This window comes from Embleya sp. NPDC025285 (assembly GCF_055558835.1).
The window spans coordinates 35,078-52,344 of record NZ_JBVHLU010000017.1 but is presented as its reverse complement, the minus strand read 5'-3'; the positions used below and the strand labels follow the sequence as shown (position 1 = coordinate 52,344).

Below are 17,267 nucleotides of genomic sequence, written 5' to 3'. Positions count from 1 at the left end.
ATGCGGCTCGGCGAGTACGCGAGGTACGACGCGATCGGTCTGCGCGACCTGATCCGCGCCGGCGAGGTCACCTCGGCCGAGGTCGAGGAGGCCGCCCGGCAGGCGATCGAGGTCGCCGACGCCGCCGTGCACGGCCTCGCGCTGCCCGCCTTCGAGCCCGCGCTCGAACGCTCGCCCGACCCCGACGCCGCCTTGGCCGGCGTGCCGTTCCTGATCAAGGACACCGGGCCGGTCGCGGCGGGCGTCCCGTTCTTCCTGGGCAGCCGCGCCGTACCGGGCGTCGTCCCGCCGCACGACAGCGACCTGATGACCCGGTTCCGGGCCGCCGGTCTGGTCACCCTGGGACTGACCACCGCGCCCGAGATGGCGATCAGCTTCGCGACGGAGTCGGCCAAGTACGGCGTCACCCGCAATCCCTGGGACCTCGATCGTGGGGTCGGCGGCTCCAGCGGCGGCGCGGCGGCCCTGGTCGCGGCCGGCGCGGTACCGGTCGCGCACGCCACCGACGGCGCCGGCTCGATCCGCGTTCCGGCCTCGGCGTGCGGCCTGGTCGGGCTCAAGCCCAGCCGGGGACGTACCCCGTGCGGCCCGGACCTGGACGAGGCGTTCTTCGGGATCTCGCACAACTTCGCGCTCACCCGCACGGTCCGCGACGCCGCGCACCTCCTGGACGCGGTCGAGGGACCGGGCGTCGGCGACAAGTACACCGCGCCGCCGCCGCGTCGGCCCTATGCCACCGAACTCGGCGCGGACGTCGCGCCGTTGCGGATCGGCGTGACCACCCGGGCGTGGTCCGGCGTCCCGGTCGACGCCGAGGTGGCCCAGGCGGCCGAGTCGGTCGCCGCACTGCTCGCGGGACTGGGCCACCACGTCGACGACGCGAGCCCGACGGTCGACTGGGAAAGCGTGCTGAGCGGCCTGGTCCCGGAGGTGGTCGCCTTCATCGCGGCACCGCTCCTGGGCGCTCCGCGCGCACCGGATCCGAACAGGTTGGAAGCGGTCACCCGGCAGATCCTGCGCGACGCCGGGGACTTGAGCGCACTCGACCTGTTCGCCGCGTTCGGCGCGCACAACCGGGTCTCCCGCTCGGTGGGTACCTTCTTCACCGAGTACGACCTGCTGATCACCCCGACGCTGGGCCAACTCCCGGCGCCACACGGCACATTGGACTACGACGACCCGAAGCACTCGGTCCGCGGTTGGCTGGAGGCCATCTTCGCGTACGGCCCGTTCACCGTCGTCTTCAACATCACCGGCCAACCCGCCCTCAGCCTGCCCTTGGCCCAAAGCAGCTCGGGACTACCGATCGGCGTGCAACTGGTTGCCCCCTACGGCCGCGAGGACACCCTCTTCCGCCTCGCCGGCCTCCTCGAACAAGCCCTCCCCTGGCACCACCGCACACCCCCGACCTTCGTCGACGAATAGCCCCCAACTCCAGCTCCGGATAAGGAGGCGGCAGCACGATCCGTTCCGCCGGGTCGACTTCCGCACGGGCCCGATGGACGGGGTGGCCTTCGCGATCGAGCCCCGGCAGCGTATGCACCACGGCCTTGCCGAAGTCACGATCGATGAGCAGACAGACGGGAATGTCGGCCCGTGCGTACGTCCGGGGTGATGCGTTTGTGGGCCATGTCGCGGACGTCGTGCGGGAGTTCCGCTATGTCGAGGAGCCGGGGCAGCAGGTCGGGTTCGAGGGTCAGGGCTCGGAAGCAGATGCCGATGGTGACGTCGTGGGACGGGCGGGACACGATCGTGATCGGGGCTCCCGGGTGCACCTCGCCCGGTTCGATCACGCGCAGGTAGGTGCCCGGGAGAGCCCGTTCGGTGAATCGCCGCACCCATCGCCGCTCGTCCAACCAGTGCGCGAAGGTCGCGCACGGGATGCGCGGGACGGAGACCTCCAACAGCGGACCCGCCTCGCCCACGCGCCAGCGCTCGCCGATCAGCGCGGCCTCCAGGTCCAGGCCGGACGTGGTGAGGTTCTCCCCGAAGCCGCCGTTGCCCAGTTCGCGGCCGAACTCGCGGGCCCACATGTCCAGGTTCTCCCGCGCGTACGCGTAGACGGCCTGATCGTCGCCGCCGTGGTGCCGTCGGTCGTACACCCCGTCGCCGACCAGTCCGCTGCCCAGTCCCGAATCCTTGGGGCCGGGTGCGCGCACGGCGACCGGGCGGTCGACCGGCCGCTTGTCGATCCCCGTCGTGGTGACGTCGGACTTCGTCGGGTTGGGTCGGGGGTGGGCCAGGTTGACGGAGATCACATGCGGCATACCGGCAGGCTACCGGGCCGGCTCGCGAAGGCGCCGGCGAGCCGATTCACCGCCGAATCCCGGCAATTGCGCCCTCGATCACCGCGTATCCCGGGCCGAACTCGGGCAAACACCAGTTATCGGCGCCCTCGGGGACGCCGAGGCCCGGGCGCCCGGGCTTCAGGGAGGGACCACGGCATGAGTTCGCTGTCGAACACCATCAAGAAGATCCAGGGATACATCCGGCGCAATCCGCGCCAGGTCGAGCAGGGCCGTCGGCTCGTGCGGGACCGACTCGCCCGCCGCCGCGGTGGTCGTGGCGGCAGTGGCGGCACCGGCTCGGGCAACCCGCCCACCGGCACCGGCTGACCCGTCGCCCCGGGACGAACTCACTTCGCTCACCCGCGAATTCGAAGCGCGCTTGCCCGGCCCGGCCACACCGACGCCGGCGCCCCACCCCAGGCCGCACGGCGAACTCCGGGACGCCCGGCCCTCGTCCGGTCCCATCCCACCTCACCCGAAACCCGCCCACGGGTCGGCCTGCCCGCAACAGACAGGCCCGCAGGCGGGTTTCGGCGTGGCGGCGATCGGGCGTCGGGACACCTAGGCGATCAGCGTGCGCTTCGCCCGGACCACGCAGAACTCGTTGCCCTCCGGGTCGGCGAGTACCGTCCACGATTCCGTGCCGGTCTGGCCGACGTCCACGCGGCGTGCGCCGAGTGCGATCACCCGCTCGATCTCCGCCTCCCGTTCGCCGGGGCCCGCTCCGGGGGTCAGGTCCAGGTGCAGTCGGTTCTTGGTCTTCTTCACGTCCGTCACCGGCATGAAGCAGATCCCGATCGGTGCTTCCGGCTCGGTCCCGATGACCACTTCGCGTTCGCGCTCCGACAACACCTCCCACCCCAACACCTGGGCCCAGAAACGAGCGAGTCCCGGCAGGTCGTGTGCGTCGATGACGATGTGGTGCAGCGAAATGGCCATGCCCGCCATTGTGCGACCCCGAATCGATCGCCCCAAAGGATTTACCGGCCGCGTCGGATCGGCCGAACGGCCCAGGCCCACGGCGAACCGCCAACCGCCCGACCGCCGCGAACCGCGAGCCGCGAGCCGCAGTCCATCACCCGTGGTCGATCACGACGTTCCCCACGAACCCACCCTTGCGGTAGTAACGCAACGCCTCCGGAACCTCGTCGAAGCCGAACTCCCGGTGCACGCACGGCCGCAGCCGCCACATGTCCACCGCCCTGTTCAGCGCCTCGAACTGTGCCCGACTGCCCACCGCGAGCGGACGCAGCACCACGCCCGCGTTGAACAGCATGGCCGGCGACGGCGACGCGTCGGGCGCGTCCGACCCCAACCAGTGGCCGACGAAGGCGATCTCGCCGCCGAGCGCCGTCGCGGCCAGGGACTGGGTCAGATTCCCCGCGACGTCCACGACCCGGTCCACCCCGCGCCCGCCGGTCACCCGCCGTACCTCCTCGCCCCAGCGCGGGTGCTCCCGGTAGTCGACCACCTCGTCCGCGCCCGACGCGCGCAGTCGTTCCGCCTTCTCCGGGCTCGACGTGGTGGCGATCACCCGCGCACCCGACGCCTTGGCGAGCTGTACCGCGAACAGGGACACGGCTCCCGTGCCGAGCGTCAGCACGCTCTCGCCCGGCACCGGCGGTCGGCCACCGGTCAGCGCGTTCCACGCGGTGACCGCGGTGAGCGGGAGGGTGGCGGCCTCCGCGAACGACAGGTGCGCCGGGATGTGTACCAGCGCCCGCTCGCCGACCAGGGCGAACTCGGTGAGCATGCCGTTGCGCGAACTACCGAGCTGCGCCGCGTGGTCCAGGGCGAACGGCCCGTCGATCCAGTCCGGGAACACGGTCGCCGCCACCCGGTCGCCGACCCGGGCCCGGGTGACGCCCGCCCCGATCGCGACCACCTCGCCGACCCCGGCGCACCCGGGAACGACGTCGGGCGACACCGGCAGCGGATAGTCGCCGTCCAGCACCAGCAGTTCGCGCATGCTCAGCGAGGTCGCCCTGACCCGGAGCAACACCTGCCCGGGCGCGGGGTCCGGCTCGTCGTGCGCACGGAGGGTGACACCGTCGATACCGGCGCCGGGTGTCAGGTGGTAGCTCTTCATCGCGTTGTGCCTCTCTCGACCGATCACGAACCGCCCCGTTCGGCGGCCGTGGGAAGGATCCTGCGACAGGCGCCCGAGCCCGGCAATTCCCGCCGGGGAATTGCCGGCGATACCTCCGAGTGCCTAGAACTGCCCTCATGAGCACGATGACCCACGGTCCGGACTTCCCCGCCGAGCTGCGGCGCTGGCGTACCGCCCGGCGGCTGAGCCAACTGGAACTCGCCGCCCGCGCGGACACCACCCAGCGCCACCTCAGCTTCATCGAGAGCGGCCGATCGCGTCCCGGCCGCACCATGATCATCCGCCTCGCCGAATCGCTCGGCCTGTCCCTGCGCGAGCGCAACGCACTGCTGCACACCGCCGGGTACGCGCCGGTCTTCCCCGAATCGGACCTGGACGCACCGATGTTGCGCCCGGTGCGCGAGGCGCTGCGCGCGGTGTTGGACGGCCACCTGCCCTACCCGGCGATGGTGCTGCGCCCGTACGGGCAGATCGTCGCCGCCAACACGGCGATCGACGTGCTGACCGAGGGGGCGTCACCGGAGTTGCTCCGGGAGCCGATGAACATGCTGCGCCTGATGCTGCATCCCGAGGGCATGGCGCCACGTGTGGCGAACCTCGACGCCTGGGGGCATCACGTCCTGGAGAACATGCGCGCACAGGCGCTGCGCAGCCCGGACCCGCTGCTCGACGCGTTCATCGAGGAACTGCGCGGCTATGTCCCGGACGCCCGACTGGGCCCCGACCACCTGGGCTTCGCGGTCCCGCTGCGGCTGCGCGACCCGGAGGAAGGCCCGGGCGAGTTGCGGCTGCTGACCACGTTGACGTCCTTCGCGACGGCCACCGACATCACGCTGGCCGAACTGCACCTGGAGGCGTTCCTGCCGGCCGACGAGGCCACCGCCACAGCGCTGCGCGGCCGCGCGGCCGAACGGTCCTGACCCGCCCCCATCATGCCGCCGCCGAGCCGGCACGCCCCCGACAACGCGAAACCGCCCTGCCGTCCCGGGACCGGGACGGCAGGGCGGTGGCGGCGCGATCGCGCGAAGGCGTCCGGACTCAGAAGTCCTCGTCGAACGACACCGAGCCGGTGACCGCGACCTGGTAGGCCGAGACCCGCCGCTCGAAGAAGTTCGAGAGTTCCTGCACGTCCTGCAGTTCCATGAAGCCGAACGGGTTCGCCGAGCCGTACACCGGTGCCATGCCCAACTGGGCCAGCCGGCGGTCGGCCACGTGCTCCAGGTAGGAGCGCATGTCGGCGACCGTCATCCCGGACACGCCGCCCTGGAGCAGGTCCTCGGCGAACGCCGTCTCCGCCTCGACCGCCTCGGCGAGCATCCGCCGTACGTCCTCGGCGAGCTCGTCGTCGAACAGGTCGGGCTCCTCGGCCCGCACCGTCTCGACCACGGAGAACGCGAAGTCCATGTGCGCGGACTCGTCGCGGAACACCCAGTTGGTGCCCGAGGCAAGGCCGTTGAGCAGACCGCGCGAGCGCAGGAAGTACACGTACGCGAAGGCGCCGTAGAAGAACAGACCCTCGATGCACGCCGCGAAGCAGATCAGGTTGAGCAGGAACTGCCGCCGGTCGTCCCGCGATTCGAGCCGGTCCAGGCCCATCGCCGAGTCGATCCAGCGGAAGCAGAACTCCGCCTTGCGCCGGATCGAGGGGATGTGCTCGACCGCGGCGAACGCCTGCTCGCGCTCCTCGTGGTCGGGCATGTAGGTGTCCAGCAGGGTCAGGTAGAACTGCACATGGACGGCCTCTTCGAAGAGTTGCCGCGACAGATACAGCCGGCCCTCGGGCGAGTTGATGTGCCGGTACAGGTTCAGCACCAGGTTGTTCGCCACGATCGTGTCACCGGTCGCGAAGAACGCGACCAGGCGCTGCACGAGGTGTCGTTCGGCCGGGCTGAGCTTGTCCAGGTCGGCGAGGTCGCTGTGCAGGTCGACCTCTTCGACCGTCCAGGTGTTGCGGATCGCCGCGCGGTACTTCTCGTAGAAGTCCGGGTACTGCATCGGGCGCAGCGTGAGGTTCATTCCGGGATCGAGCAGGCTCACGTGCACGCCTCACAGGCTTCGGGGTTCTCCAGCGAGCAGGCGATGACCTCGAGGTCCGAGATCTCCTCGACGGGCGCGGCCGAGGCCTGCGCCGGCACGGTCGCCTGCTGGATCCGCGTCGCGGGGCGCGAGCGCAGGTAGTACGTGGTCTTGAGGCCGGTGGACCACGCGTAGCGGTACATCGAGGACAGCTTGCCGATGGTCGGGTCGGCCATGAACAGGTTCAGCGACTGCGACTGGTCGATGTACGGCGAGCGGGCCGCCGCCAGGTCGATCAGCGCACGCTGCGGAAGCTCCCACGCGGTGCGGTACAACTCCCGTACGTCCTCCGGGAGTTCGGCGATGCTCTGGACCGAGCCCTCGGCGCGCTTGATCCGGTCGCGGACCGCGGGGGTCCACAGGCCGCGGGCTTTGAGCTCGCGCACCAGGTAGGCGTTGATCTGGAGGAACTCGCCGGACAACGTCTCGCGCTTGAACAGGTTCGACACCTGCGGCTCGATGCACTCGTAGGCACCGGCGATCGAGGCGATGGTCGCGGTCGGCGCGATCGCCACGAGCAGCGAGTTGCGCAGGCCGTGCTCGGCGACCCGGTCGCGCAGCGCGTCCCAGCGCTTGGTCTGGGTCGGGTACACGCCCTCCCACAGGTCCGGCTGGAGCCGGCCGCGCGCGGCGTGCGTCTCGGCGTAGGCCGGGTGCGGGCCGTGCGCCTCGGCGAGCGCCGAGGAGGTCTCCAGCGCGGTCAGGTAGATCTCCTCGGAGATCAGCGTGGACAACTCGCGCGCCTCGACCGAGTCGAACGGCATGCCGAGCGTGAAGAACACGTCCTGCAGGCCCATCAGGCCCAGGCCCACCGGGCGCCACCGCGGGTTGGACGCCGCGGCCTGGTCGGTCGGGTAGTAGTTGATGTCGATCACGCGGTCCAGGAAGACCACCGCGGTGCGCACCGTCGCGCGCAGCTTGTCCCAGTCCATGCCCTCGCCGGCGATCACGTGCGCGCCGAGGTTGACCGAGCCGAGGTTGCACACGGCGGTCTCGCCGTCGCTGGTCACCTCGAGGATCTCGGTGCACAGGTTGGACAGGTGCACCACGTTGCCGGGCTCCGCGGCCTGGTTGCAGGTGCGGTTGGCGGCGTCCTTGAAGGTCATCCAGCCGTTGCCGGTCTGCGCGAGCGTGCGCATCATCCGGGCGTAGAGGTCGCGCGCGGGCATCTGCCGGACGAACCGGCCGTCCCGCTCGGCGGCTTCGTACACCTTGTCGAACTCGGCGCCCCACAGGTCGGGCAGTTCGGGCAGCTCGTTCGGGTCGAACAGCGACCAGACGCCGTCCTCCTCGACCCGGCGCATGAACAGGTCCGGCACCCAGTTGGCCAGGTTGAGGTTGTGCGTGCGGCGCGCGTCCTCACCGGTGTTCTCGCGCAGTTCGAGGAACTCCAGGATGTCCGGGTGCCAGGTCTCCAGGTACACGCAGGCCGCGCCCTTGCGCCGGCCGCCCTGGTTGACCGCGGCCACCGACGAGTCGAGCGTCTTGAGCCACGGCACGATGCCGTTGGAGTGCCCGTTGGTGCCGCGGATCAGCGAGCCGCGCGAACGCACCCGCGACCACGCCACGCCGATGCCGCCGGCGAACTTCGACAGTCGGGCGATCCGCCCGTACATGTCGTAGATCGACTCCAGCTCGTCCTTGGGCGAGTCGAGCAGGTAGCACGAGGACATCTGGGTGTGCACGGTGCCGGAGTTGAACAGCGTCGGCGAGCTGGGCAGGTAGGCGAGCGAGGACATCAGCCGGTAGAAGCCGATCGCCTCGCCGGGCTCCTGGGCCAGGCCGCACGCCACGCGCAGCAGGAAGTGCTGCGGGGTCTCGACCACCTTGCGCGAGACCGGGTGGCGCAACAGGTAGCGGTCGTACACGGTGCGCAGGCCGAAGTACTCGAACCGCCGGTCGCCGTCGACGTCCACGGCGGCGTCCAACTCGGCGGCGTGCTCGGCGACGAACGCCGCGGTCTCCGCGCCGATGACGCCCTCGCGCCGGCCGAGCGCGATGCCCGCGCTGAACGAGGTGACCCCCGCGTCGAGGGCCTCGTCCGCGATCCGGCCGGCGAGCAGGCGCGCGGCGAGCCGCGAGTAGGCGGGCTCCTCCGCGATCAGCTCGGCGGCGGTACGCACCGCCAGGTCCGCGGCCGCTCCCTTGTCCGCGCCCTCGTTGAGACCCGCGACGACCCGGCGGACGACCCGATCCGGATCGACCTCCGGCAGATCGCGCGCCTGGGTGCGCACCAGGGTAGCCAGTTGGTCCTCGGGGCTTTCGTCGATCCGCATCCGGGTCGCGCCCACGCTGTCCACAACGGTCACGTGCTCTCTCCTCGCGAGCTCGTACGTACAGTGACCCCGCGCCCGAAGGCGCGGACAGCCGGCAGGTATTCGGACTCGCGGGCATGCCGGGGCGCCACCGGGCACGATGTGCTCGGCGGGCCGCGGAGTTCCCCGTGGTCGTCGCGCGCCGAACCCCTCCGGGCGTTCGGCGCCGCAGGACGACATTCGTTCCCGCTTACCGCTGCGGGGGCAGTCCCGGCTTCACACCGGGTTCCCTCTTGCGTCGCCTTTCCGTTTGAACCGGAACGGCGAACCAGCTGCGTCGCAGAGCATATATGTAGTGGCGGGGTGGTCGTCGCACCCCCAGGTGTTGTGTCGTGTCGCGATTCCCGACGTACCACGATTTCGGCCGGGACGGGCCCACTCCCGGCGGCGATGCCGTCCACACCGGGTGTCGCGGCGCCTCCCGAGCCGAGCGGAATCGTCTCCTCCCGGCGTACGCCCGGCATGACGGTACTCGCGCGCGGGCCGCCGAATGGCTGCACGACACGCCGGCGTTGTGCGCGGCGCGCGTCGCCGAGCCCCTGTCGAACGTGGTGTCCGGGCGTCGAGGGAAAGACCTTCGCGGGGCGGCCGAGCGGGCGAGGGCGAGGCATTGGGAGCGTACGGTCGGCCGCGGGGCGTGCCTGGCATGTACGGCGTCCGACGGGCGGGTCGGCGAGGCGGGAGCCGGGCGTGTCGGCGGGTGCCTCCGGCGGCCGGTGTGGGCTGCCTCGGAGGTGGCCTCGGCGGCGTCCTCAGGGGCGGCCGGTGCGGGGGCCGGCCCCGGATGGGCGCGCGTGTCGCGCCGGGCGGTCGGGGCATCGGTCCACCGGCCGGGGTACCTCCCGGCCCGAGTCGCGCCACTCCGCGACCAACGCCTCGTACACGGGTGTCTCGAACGCCTCGGTGGGCCACGGCCCGAACGGGGCCCGCAGGATCTCCATGCCGACCCAACCGCGCGAGGGAACGCGAAGTAACCACCAACCGGGTGATCCCACTCGGTCGATGGACGAATCGACTCGGATACAGGCGCGCGGACCGGCCCGGGCGCACCGACCGCGCCCTGGGGCGGTCGCGCCCCTTCGGGTCGTCCTCGGGCCGCATTCAGGCAGCCTTCGACCGCCTTCGATGGGTTTCGGCGGGTTTCCGGCCGGGTGCCTTCCGGTCAGGTGGTTTCGGTCCGGGTGCTTTCGGTCCCGGCGGTTTCGGTGCGTGGCGTTTCCGGTCGGGTGCTTTCGATCTGGGCCGCCGCCGTGCGCAGTTCGGCGAACGCCTCGCCGAGCGCCGCCGCCGTCCAGTGCGCGTTCAGGCCGCTCGGGTTCGGCAGCACCCAGATCCGGGTGTCGCCGATGGTCTCGGCCTGTCGACCGACCACCGCCTTGGGCCGGCCGAAACCGGTCCGGTACGCGCCGATGCCGAGCACGGCCAGCCAGGCCGGCCGGTACGTGCGCACCTTGGCGGTGAGCGCCGCGCCGCCGGCGACGTACTCGTCCCGGCTCAACTCGTCCGCACGGGCGGTGGTGCGGGCCACCACGTTGGTGATGCCGAGACCGAGCGCGGTCAACGCGTCCTGCTCGGCGGGCGCGAGCAGGCGGGGCGTGAACCCGGAGGCGTACAGCGCGGGCCAGAACCGGTTGCCGGGGCGGGCGAAGTGCCGCCCGGTCGCACCGGACCACAGGCCGGGGTTGATCCCGCAGAACAACACCCGCAGGTTCGGTCCGATCACGTCGGGGATGGTCCGGCCGTGCGCGGCGGCCATTTCGGCGGCGGTGGGATTGCGCCCGGGCGGGATCGGCAGCACGACGGGCTTCGCGGGCGGTCCGGGCTGCGCCGGGGTGCTCACGGCGCCTCCGCGATCAGCGCCGTCCCCACCGACCGGAAGCCGAGCCGGTCGTACACGCGGGCCACGTCCTGGTCGCCCGCCGACAGGAACACCGTCTCGCTCCCGTCGGTGAGCGCGTGCCGGGCCAGCTCCCAGGTCACCGCCGCCGCGAGGCCGCCACGTCGGGCCGCGGGGAGGGTGGCCACACCGACGATCTCGGTGGTGCCGTACAGGTGCTGATAACTGCCCACGCACAGCGGCCCGGCCGGGCCGTACGCGGCGAACATCACCGTCTCGCCGGTGCGCAGGCGCTCGTTGAGGTAGGACAGCAGTCCCGGGTCCTGGCCGAGCGCGGCGGTATCCCGTTCGGTCGGGCCGTCGGTCCCCGACGCGGTCCCCGGGTTCGCGAAGCCGACCGCCGCGACGCTGTGCACGATCGCCAGGTCGGTCGCGTCCGCCCGGATCCGACGCACCGTCACCAGGTCGGGCAGGGCCGGGCGTTCGGCCGGAAGCTCGGCCGGGTCGAGCACCATCAACGGGTGCTCGTGGACGTGCAGTTCGGCCTCGATCGCGGCCGCGCGCAGCGCCGGGGTGGTCTCGTCGACCCATTCGAACGTCTCGGGCACTTTCAACTCTCTCTGCCGCGCCCGCACCGCGCGGACGTCCGCGACGGTGGGCTCGACGGAGCTGCCGAGCGTGGGTCGTGCGTAGAAGGGCCACCCTTGGCCCTCACGAATGAACAGGGTCAGCGCGCCGAACGTTTCCGTGCGGGTGGCTCGGCGGGCCACCGCGTCGTAGAACATCTCCAAGTGGGCGCGCGCCTCTGCGGCGGACTTCGGCATGCGGGTCAGTGTGACACGACCACCGGCACCGATACCGGCCGGTGTGCCAACCCGGCCTTCAGTCGCGCGAGCAGCTCGGACAGCGTCCGGGCGTCCTCGTCGGACCAGTCGTCGAGGCGCTCGGCGATCACCGTCAGGCGGTCGTCGGTGGCCCGATCGACCACCGCGCGACCCTCCGGGGTGAGGCCGAGCAGGAAGGAGCGGCCGTCGTGCGGGTGCGGCCGGCGCTCCACCCACCCGTGCTCGACCAGGTGTGCGATGTGTCGGCTGACCACGGACATGTCCAAGTCGAGCAGTTCGGCGACGTGCCCGGCGCGCAGCGGCCGCGTACTGCGGGCAAGCGCGAACAGGACTGCGGAGCCGGGCGGCAGGCTGCCGATCGGAACCGCCTTGGCGAGGCTGCGGTGGACGCCGACGATGCCCTCGAACTCGGTGAGCAGGTACCGGCAGGCTTCCCGGGTGGCCATGGCGAGGCTCCTCTTCGTGGCGACTCGCCACCACCATAAAAGATGTTAGTTGCGCTCGGCAACTTCCACGAGACGAGCCCCTCACGAGAGGCGGCCGACCCACGACTCGCCGGGGCCGCGCGCGGACCGTGCCTCACCCCTCCCGGAGCGTCGCCCGGCCCACGCGGCGCAGCCGAGCGGCCCGGTTGTGCCGGTCGCCCTCGGCCCGATCCAGGGACAGGACGGCCCGGCGCCCGTGCAGGGTGAGCGTCATCAGGTGGTTGCCGAACCACGGACCGCCCAGCTTCGTCCACTCGACCGGCAGCGGGGCCAGCCTCGCGTGCCGGGCCAGGGCGCGCCCGATGCGGGTCGCCATCCGGCCCCACCCGAACCGGAATCCGACCCTAATCGCCGGGGGCACCGAGTTGTGCACCGGCGAACAGGTCAACTGGTAGACCCGGGCCAGGTCCGCCGAATCCTCCCCGGCCCGCGGCCCCTCCCCCGCACTGACCCAGCGCGCCTCGGCCGCGTAGACGTGGTGCACATCCCCCGACAACACGCACACCGTCGCCGGCGCCGGGCCGCCCGCCCGGGGGCCGTGCAGCGCGATCCGGCCGATCAACGCGGACAACGCCTCGAACGAGTCGCGGAACGCCGCCCAGTGCTCCAGGTCGCTCGCCCGCCGCAACCACTCGCTCCAGCCCGCCACCCGCGGCCCCCGCTCGCCCGCGCACAACGCCTCGTTCCACGACTCCAGGTCGTGGATGCCGTGCGGCAACAACCACGGCAACGACGTGCCGATCAGCAGGTGGTCGTACCCGCCCTCGTCCGCCTGCTCGGTGATCCAGGCCAACTCGTCCGCACCGATCATCGCCCGCGCGTCCCCGGTCAGCACCCGGCCCGCGCGCGAGTCGATCATCAGCAGCCGGGTCCGGCCGAAGTCGCGCCGGAAGCTCCACCGCGTGGTCGTCTTGCCCTCCGCCTCCGCGTCCGCGCGCAGCGCGAATTCGTGCAGCAGCGGCCCCACGTCCTCGCCCGGCGCCGCGGCCTTGACCGTCGCGAACAACTCGTCGCGCGCCAACGCGGCCGGATCGAGATTGCCCAGGTGCTGATAGACCCAGTACGACGCGAGCGCGCCCGCGATCCGCTCGGACCACCAATCGGTCGCGGCCATCTCGGATCGCCACGCGTGCGACGTGTTCCAGTCGTCGATCACGTCGTGGTCGTCGAAGATCATCGCGCTCGGCACGGTGGACAGCAACCAGCGGATCTGCGGATCGGACCAGGACTCGCGATAGAGCAGCGTGTACTCCTCGAAGTCGGCGATCTGCGGGCCCGGCGCCTTGCTCAGATCGCGCCGCCGCGCCAACCGGTTCTGCATCGCGCGCGAGGTCTCGTCCGCGTACACCTGATCACCGAGCAACAGCAGCGCGTCCGGCAAAGGCTCGTCGGGGGCCCGCATCAGTCGGCGAGCGAGCGTGTCCAGCGCGTCCGGGTCGAGCCGGCGCTCCTCACCGGCCTCGGTGCTCGGCGGGCTCGACCAGCGACAGGACCCGAACACGACATTCAGATCCCGCTCGTCGCCGTGGGCCGAGGCGGTACGCACCGCGCTGGGCGGATAACCCGAGCGCGCGTCCGGCCAGCACACCCGCTCGTCCAGCAGGACCCGGTACTCCCGTGATCGCCCGGGCGTGAGCCCCTCGACGACCACGAGCACATAGTGGTGACCGAACACGTTCCAGGTGGCGGCACTGGCCACACCGTCCTCGCACGCCACGGTCACCACACACGGCGCGTCCGTCTCCACCCACACGGTGGCACTCGTACGATCCACGTGCCGCAGCACGGGACCGAGCAGCAACTCGGCCATGGTCCTTTGCCCTCCCCACCCTCGTATCGACGTCTTCCGTGGCATGTGCCTGCCCCGCACGGCCGACGCCAATGCCCGCCGCGGCCACGAACCCTTCGCTACGGTATGCGGCGTTCCCGATCCGAACCCGGAGGCCGCGCCGTGCCCCCCTCGCCCACCGCGTCGCCCGACCCGCCGGCACACCTCCCGGCCGGAGGACCCGCCGTACCCGGCCCCGCGGCCCGGCGCCGGGTGTTCGACGCGCATCTGCACATCGTCGACCCGCGTTTCCCGCTCACCGTCAACCAGGGTTACCTGCCGCCGACCTTCACCGTCGCCGACTACCTCGCCCGCGTCGCGTCGCTCGGCGTCACCGGCGGCGCCGTGGTGTCCGGCTCGTTCCAAAGCTTCGACCCGGCCCATCTGCTCGACGCGCTGCACCGGCTCGGGCCCGGCTTCGTCGGCGTGACGCACCTTCGCGCCGATGTCGCGGACCACACGATCCGCGAGCTGGACGCGGCGGGTGTGCGCGCGATCCGGTTCAACGTACGCCGGGGCGGCTCGGCCGCGCTGGAAGGGCTCGATCGGCTCGCCCGACGCGTATACGAGCTGGCGGGCTGGCACGCGGAGCTGTACCTCGACGCGCGCGATCTGCCCGACCTTGCACCCATGCTCACCGCGCTGCCGAAGGTGAGCATCGACCACCTGGGCCTGTCCCGAGAGGGCCTGCCGCACCTGCTGCGCCTGGTCGAACGCGGGGCCCACGTCAAGGCCACCGGCTTCGGCCGGGTCGACCTGGACGTGCCCGCCACGCTCCGGGCCGTGGCCGCCGTCTCCCCGCGCGCGCTCCTGGCCGGCACCGACCTGCCCTCCACCCGCGCGCCCAGGCCGTTCCGGGACGCCGACCTGGACGTCATCGCCGAGGCGGTCGGCGTCGACCTGGCCCCCGCCGTACTGCACGACAACGCGCGCGCCCTGTACCGCCCCATCAAAATCCAGGCGCGCGGGTCCGGGTGATGTGGGCGGCGGGAACCGGTCTCACTCGTCCGACGCCAGCGCTCGAACCGTATCCATGTCGTCCGCGTCCGCCGCCGTCTTGTCCTGGCGATAACGCAGCACCCGGGCGAACCGCAGGGCCAGCCCGCCCGGATAGCGGGTACTGCGCTGCAACCCGTCGAAGGCGATCTCGACCACGAGTTCGGGCCGCACCCACACCGTCCAGTCGTCCCGACGGACCTCCAGTTCCTGCAACCGCTCGGTCTGCCACGCGAGCAGTTCGTCGGTGAGCCCCTTGAACGTCTTGCCCAGCATCACGAACCCGTCCCCGCCCGGGTCGCGCGCGCCCAGGTGCAGGTTGCTCAGCGTCCCGCGCCGCCGCCCGTGCCCCCACTCGGCGGCCAGCACCACCAGGTCCAGGGTGTGCCGCGGCTTGACCTTGACCCAACCGGCGCCGCGCCGACCCGCCGTGTAGGGGGTGTCCAACGACTTGACCACCACCCCCTCGTGGCCGCGCGCGACCGCGTCGACGAAGAACGCGTCCGCGGCGCCGGCGTCGCCGGTGACCAACCGGGGCACCAACAGCTCGCTCGGCGCGAGCGCCTGGAGCGCGGCCCAGCGCTCGACGCCCGGGCGGTCGATCAGGTCCGCGCCGTCCACATGCAGCACGTCGAACAGGTACACCGTCAACGGTGTCTCGGCCCGCAACCGCGCGGCGTCGTGAGTGCCGGTCCGGGACGCGGTGATCTGGAACGGGTGCGGCCGGCCCTCCGCGCGCAGCGCGATCGCCTCGCCGTCGAGCACGGCGGTGCGCACCGGCAGCGCGCGGGCGGCCTCGACCAGCTCCGGCACGCGCGAGGTGATGTCGTCCAGGCTGCGGGTGAACACCGCGACGTGTTCGCCGTCGCGGTGGATCTGCACCCGGATGCCGTCGATCTTCCATTCCAGCGCGACGCTCGCCTCCGGGTCCTTGGCCCGCAACTTGGCCAGCGCGGCGGACACATCCGGCGCGGAGGCGGCCAACATCGGGCGCACCGCGTGGCCCACCTCCAGCGTGAACGCGGCGAGCGCGGCCTTGCCGCCGACGAGCGCCGCGGAGGCCACCGGGCCGGCCGCCCCACGCAACATCAGCGCGCGGCGCACGGCCGCCACCGGCACCTCGGCCGCCCGCGCGATGGCGTCCGCCATCACCCCGTCCAGCGCGCCCTGACGCACCTCGCCGATCAACAAACCGGCCAGGAACCGCTGTTCGACCTGCGTGGCCCGGGCGAACAGGGCCTCGATCAGCGCCCGCCGGGCAGCCTGTGACCCGGGGCCGGTGGTGGTCCCGATCGCCTCCAACGCGGCGTCCACCTCCAGCAGCGTCAGCGACGCCTCGGCGGCCGGCTCCGGCACGTCACGCAACGCGGCCGGCCCGACCCCGATCTGCCGCTGGGTCAGCGCGCCCGCGAGATAGGCCACCACCACGGTCGCCTCCGCCGGATCCGCCCGCCGCAGACACCCGGCCACCAACTCCGCCTTCGCGGTCCGCCCGGCCTCGCCCGCGATCTCCCGCGACACGACCGCCACGTCACAAAACAACAGCGACCCCACGCCACAACTCCTCACGCCCAAGCCCCCCACCCCCATCGCCCACCCCACCCTGACTCATGCCCCCGACACCCATCCGGCCGAGCCCCCACCCACCCCCAAACCACACGAACCACACGCCCCAGGCGCAAAGACCTGTCATGCCCAAGCGCAACGCGGCAAGCCAAAGGTGGCCAAAGCCGCCCGCGAAACGCAGCCCAAGGCAGCCGAAACACAAAACGAGCCAACACAGAGCGAGCGATGCACACCGCGCGGGCGGACGATCCACAGCCACGCAAGACAGGCGGAGCGCAACAGGCAACACCGACACGCACGGGCGAAGCACAACAGGCGACGCGCAACACCCGAGCGAAGACGGGCCGCCGAGGGCAGAGCACAGTCACCCCAGGCACGCAGAACGAACCGGCCGCAGCAAGCGAGAACGGCGCGCGAGCGGGGATGGCGAGCGAAGCGCAGCGGGCGAGGCGGACAGAGCGCCGTGGGCGCAGACGCGGAACGGGCGGACCACAGCGAGCAACAACGGACGCGGGCCGAGCCGGGCGCCCGGACGGCAGCAACCGACGCACGACCCGCAGCCCACGCGGCCACGCAAGACAAGCGGAGCGCAACAGGCGACGCGCAACACCCGAGCGGAAACGGGCCGCCGAGGTGCAGCCGAAGAGGCAAGGCCGGCAGACCGCCGGCGCCTGGACGGGGCACCAGGCAGTGCGGGCGCGTAGCGGACGTGCATCCCGGGCACGTAGCGAACGGCCCGACCGTGACCGCGTAGCGGGCATGCAACCCGCGCGCGTAGCGAACGGCCCGACCGTGACCGCGTAGCGGGCATGCAACCCGCGCGCGCAGCGAACGGCCCGACCGTGACCGCGTAGCGGGCATGCAACCCGCGCGCGCAGCGAACGGCCCGACCGTGACCGCGTAGAGGGCATGCAACCCGCG

Annotated in this window: 14 protein-coding genes and 1 riboswitch; of the genes, 4 read left to right on the top strand and 10 right to left on the bottom strand. The window is 72.0% G+C overall.

The window, feature by feature from the left end:
* Positions 1-1,425: an amidase gene (locus tag ACZ4FV_RS13905; protein ID WP_402230083.1), complete on the top strand. Its 1,425-nt coding sequence runs from the start codon at positions 1-3 to the stop codon at positions 1,423-1,425.
* A gap of 134 nt (positions 1,426-1,559) precedes the next feature.
* On the opposite strand, the gene ACZ4FV_RS13900 is transcribed toward ACZ4FV_RS13905, so the two are convergent.
* Positions 1,560-2,267 carry an MOSC domain-containing protein gene (locus tag ACZ4FV_RS13900; protein ID WP_402230080.1) on the bottom strand — a complete coding sequence of 236 codons (708 nt, stop codon included), beginning with the start codon at positions 2,265-2,267 and terminating at the stop codon, positions 1,560-1,562.
* A 177-nt stretch (positions 2,268-2,444) separates the two neighbouring features.
* On the opposite strand from ACZ4FV_RS13900, the gene ACZ4FV_RS13895 reads away from it, so the two are divergent.
* Positions 2,445-2,615, top strand: coding sequence for a hypothetical protein (locus ACZ4FV_RS13895; RefSeq protein ID WP_395868282.1), 171 nt, complete (start codon positions 2,445-2,447; stop codon positions 2,613-2,615).
* 234 nt (positions 2,616-2,849) lie between these two features.
* Here the strand turns inward: ACZ4FV_RS13895 and ACZ4FV_RS13890 are convergent, their stop codons facing one another.
* Positions 2,850-3,227: a VOC family protein gene (locus ACZ4FV_RS13890; protein WP_395868284.1), complete on the bottom strand. Its 378-nt coding sequence runs from the start codon at positions 3,225-3,227 to the stop codon at positions 2,850-2,852.
* Positions 3,228-3,363: 136 nt separating this feature from the next.
* Positions 3,364-4,377, bottom strand: a complete 1,014-nt coding sequence (locus tag ACZ4FV_RS13885; protein WP_402230077.1) for a zinc-dependent alcohol dehydrogenase family protein — start codon at positions 4,375-4,377, stop codon at positions 3,364-3,366.
* A gap of 137 nt (positions 4,378-4,514) precedes the next feature.
* Between ACZ4FV_RS13885 and ACZ4FV_RS13880 the strand changes: the two genes are divergently transcribed.
* Positions 4,515-5,318 carry a helix-turn-helix domain-containing protein gene (locus ACZ4FV_RS13880; protein WP_395868288.1) on the top strand — a complete coding sequence of 268 codons (804 nt, stop codon included), beginning with the start codon at positions 4,515-4,517 and terminating at the stop codon, positions 5,316-5,318.
* 118 nt (positions 5,319-5,436) lie between these two features.
* Here ACZ4FV_RS13880 and ACZ4FV_RS13875 read toward each other — a convergent pair whose 3' ends face one another.
* From ACZ4FV_RS13875 to ACZ4FV_RS13850, 6 genes are all read right to left on the bottom strand, one after another.
* Positions 5,437-6,414 (bottom strand): ribonucleotide-diphosphate reductase subunit beta, encoded by a 978-nt coding sequence (locus ACZ4FV_RS13875; RefSeq protein ID WP_395868441.1) that lies wholly within the window; start codon positions 6,412-6,414, stop codon positions 5,437-5,439.
* Between the two features lie 17 nt (positions 6,415-6,431).
* Entirely contained in the window at positions 6,432-8,750 is a 2,319-nt protein-coding gene (locus ACZ4FV_RS13870) for a ribonucleoside-diphosphate reductase subunit alpha (protein WP_395868443.1), read from the bottom strand.
* 76 nt (positions 8,751-8,826) lie between these two features.
* A riboswitch (cobalamin riboswitch) is annotated at positions 8,827-9,078 on the bottom strand.
* 873 nt (positions 9,079-9,951) lie between these two features.
* Complete coding sequence (gene mug, locus ACZ4FV_RS13865) at positions 9,952-10,545, bottom strand: G/U mismatch-specific DNA glycosylase (protein ID WP_395868445.1); 594 nt, start codon at positions 10,543-10,545, stop codon at positions 9,952-9,954.
* Positions 10,546-10,625: 80 nt separating this feature from the next.
* Positions 10,626-11,450 carry a GNAT family N-acetyltransferase gene (locus tag ACZ4FV_RS13860; protein WP_402230075.1) on the bottom strand — a complete coding sequence of 275 codons (825 nt, stop codon included), beginning with the start codon at positions 11,448-11,450 and terminating at the stop codon, positions 10,626-10,628.
* Positions 11,451-11,455: 5 nt separating this feature from the next.
* The gene (locus tag ACZ4FV_RS13855; protein WP_402230073.1) at positions 11,456-11,917 is read right to left on the bottom strand and encodes a MarR family winged helix-turn-helix transcriptional regulator; all 462 of its coding nucleotides are present in this window, start codon (positions 11,915-11,917) and stop codon (positions 11,456-11,458) included.
* 133 nt (positions 11,918-12,050) lie between these two features.
* Positions 12,051-13,766 carry an alkaline phosphatase D family protein gene (locus ACZ4FV_RS13850; protein ID WP_395868294.1) on the bottom strand — a complete coding sequence of 572 codons (1,716 nt, stop codon included), beginning with the start codon at positions 13,764-13,766 and terminating at the stop codon, positions 12,051-12,053.
* Positions 13,767-13,907: 141 nt separating this feature from the next.
* On the opposite strand from ACZ4FV_RS13850, the gene ACZ4FV_RS13845 reads away from it, so the two are divergent.
* On the top strand, positions 13,908-14,762 hold the full coding sequence (locus ACZ4FV_RS13845; protein ID WP_465322689.1) for an amidohydrolase family protein: 855 nt from the start codon (positions 13,908-13,910) through the stop codon (positions 14,760-14,762).
* A 21-nt stretch (positions 14,763-14,783) separates the two neighbouring features.
* Here the strand turns inward: ACZ4FV_RS13845 and ACZ4FV_RS13840 are convergent, their stop codons facing one another.
* Positions 14,784-16,325, bottom strand: coding sequence for an ATP-dependent DNA ligase (locus ACZ4FV_RS13840; RefSeq protein WP_465322713.1), 1,542 nt, complete (start codon positions 16,323-16,325; stop codon positions 14,784-14,786).
* Positions 16,326-17,267: the final 942 nt, after the last annotated feature.

Coding starts and splice junctions, on each gene's coding strand:
- ACZ4FV_RS13905 (WP_402230083.1), top strand. CDS start 1: ATGCGGCTCGGCGAGTACGCGAGGTACGACGCGATCGGTCTGCGCGAC.
- ACZ4FV_RS13900 (WP_402230080.1), bottom strand. CDS start 2,267: ATGCCGCATGTGATCTCCGTCAACCTGGCCCACCCCCGACCCAACCCG.
- ACZ4FV_RS13895 (WP_395868282.1), top strand. CDS start 2,445: ATGAGTTCGCTGTCGAACACCATCAAGAAGATCCAGGGATACATCCGG.
- ACZ4FV_RS13890 (WP_395868284.1), bottom strand. CDS start 3,227: ATGGCCATTTCGCTGCACCACATCGTCATCGACGCACACGACCTGCCG.
- ACZ4FV_RS13885 (WP_402230077.1), bottom strand. CDS start 4,377: ATGAAGAGCTACCACCTGACACCCGGCGCCGGTATCGACGGTGTCACC.
- ACZ4FV_RS13880 (WP_395868288.1), top strand. CDS start 4,515: ATGAGCACGATGACCCACGGTCCGGACTTCCCCGCCGAGCTGCGGCGC.
- ACZ4FV_RS13875 (WP_395868441.1), bottom strand. CDS start 6,414: ATGAACCTCACGCTGCGCCCGATGCAGTACCCGGACTTCTACGAGAAG.
- ACZ4FV_RS13870 (WP_395868443.1), bottom strand. CDS start 8,750: ATGCGGATCGACGAAAGCCCCGAGGACCAACTGGCTACCCTGGTGCGC.
- mug (WP_395868445.1), bottom strand. CDS start 10,545: ATGGCCGCCGCGCACGGCCGGACCATCCCCGACGTGATCGGACCGAAC.
- ACZ4FV_RS13860 (WP_402230075.1), bottom strand. CDS start 11,450: ATGCCGAAGTCCGCCGCAGAGGCGCGCGCCCACTTGGAGATGTTCTAC.
- ACZ4FV_RS13855 (WP_402230073.1), bottom strand. CDS start 11,917: ATGGCCACCCGGGAAGCCTGCCGGTACCTGCTCACCGAGTTCGAGGGC.
- ACZ4FV_RS13850 (WP_395868294.1), bottom strand. CDS start 13,766: ATGGCCGAGTTGCTGCTCGGTCCCGTGCTGCGGCACGTGGATCGTACG.